At 53.7% G+C, this 751-nt stretch carries 1 protein-coding gene and 4 tRNA genes; all 5 read right to left on the reverse strand.

Going from position 1 to position 751, the window contains the following annotated elements; all coding sequences use genetic code 11:
* Positions 1 to 128 (reverse strand): multicopper oxidase domain-containing protein (locus AB4Z33_RS31080; RefSeq protein WP_442053592.1); only part of this gene is annotated, 128 nt, incomplete at its 3' end.
* Positions 98 to 171, reverse strand: a tRNA-Phe gene (locus AB4Z33_RS31085). The genes AB4Z33_RS31085 and AB4Z33_RS31080, both read right to left, overlap by 31 nt.
* Positions 172 to 189: 18 nt before the next feature.
* A tRNA-Asp gene (locus AB4Z33_RS31090) sits at positions 190 to 266 on the reverse strand.
* A 9-nt stretch (positions 267 to 275) separates the two neighbouring features.
* Positions 276 to 351: transfer RNA gene (locus AB4Z33_RS31095), tRNA-Val, on the reverse strand.
* 30 nt (positions 352 to 381) lie between these two features.
* Positions 382 to 458, reverse strand: a tRNA-Met gene (locus AB4Z33_RS31100).
* Positions 459 to 751: the final 293 nt, after the last annotated feature.

A 751-nucleotide genomic window follows, 5' to 3' on the forward strand; every position in this document is an offset into this window, starting at 1 on the left:
GCATTGGGAACATCAAGCCCATGCCAGTGAAGCGATACGCCGCCTTCGATATCCTCGTTCAGCAGCGTCACCTCGACAAGCTCGCCCTGCTTCACCCGGATCTCGGGACGGAATCGAACCGCCGACACGAGGATTTTCAGTCCTCTGCTCTACCGACTGAGCTACCGAGCCTTACTTTAAAGAAAAAAATGGCGGAGCTGACGGGATTCGAACCCGCGGTCTCCTGCGTGACAGGCAGGCATGTTAGGCCTCTACACCACAGCTCCGAGTTTAGATGGTGGAGGATGACGGGATCGAACCGCCGACCCTCTGCTTGTAAGGCAGATGCTCTCCCAGCTGAGCTAATCCTCCACAATAGGCGTTGCAAGTAAAGAAAGGTAATGGTAGCGGCGAAGGGGATCGAACCCCCGACCTCACGGGTATGAACCGTACGCTCTAGCCAGCTGAGCTACACCGCCACGCTTGTCCCCCGAATGCTTGTCTCTTCTGAACGTTCGGGGACGTTCACAAGGTCAGGTAATGGCGTCGCCAAACGCCTTTACAATGATGCCGCATAAGCCGCACTAGTCAGCTTGATACAACAGGCATTGCGCCCTGAAAACTGGATACGAAAGATAATGCTGCTGAACTTTAGCTGTTGCCTATAGGTTGTATGGACCATATAAGCKTTTTAGGATAAGCCCTCGACCGATTAGTATTCGTCAGCTACACACATTGCTGTGCTTCCACCCCGAACCTATCAACCTCGTCG

Source organism: Paenibacillus sp. 2TAB19, from assembly GCF_052115185.1.
In the GTDB taxonomy this organism is placed as follows: domain Bacteria; phylum Bacillota; class Bacilli; order Paenibacillales; family Paenibacillaceae; genus Pristimantibacillus.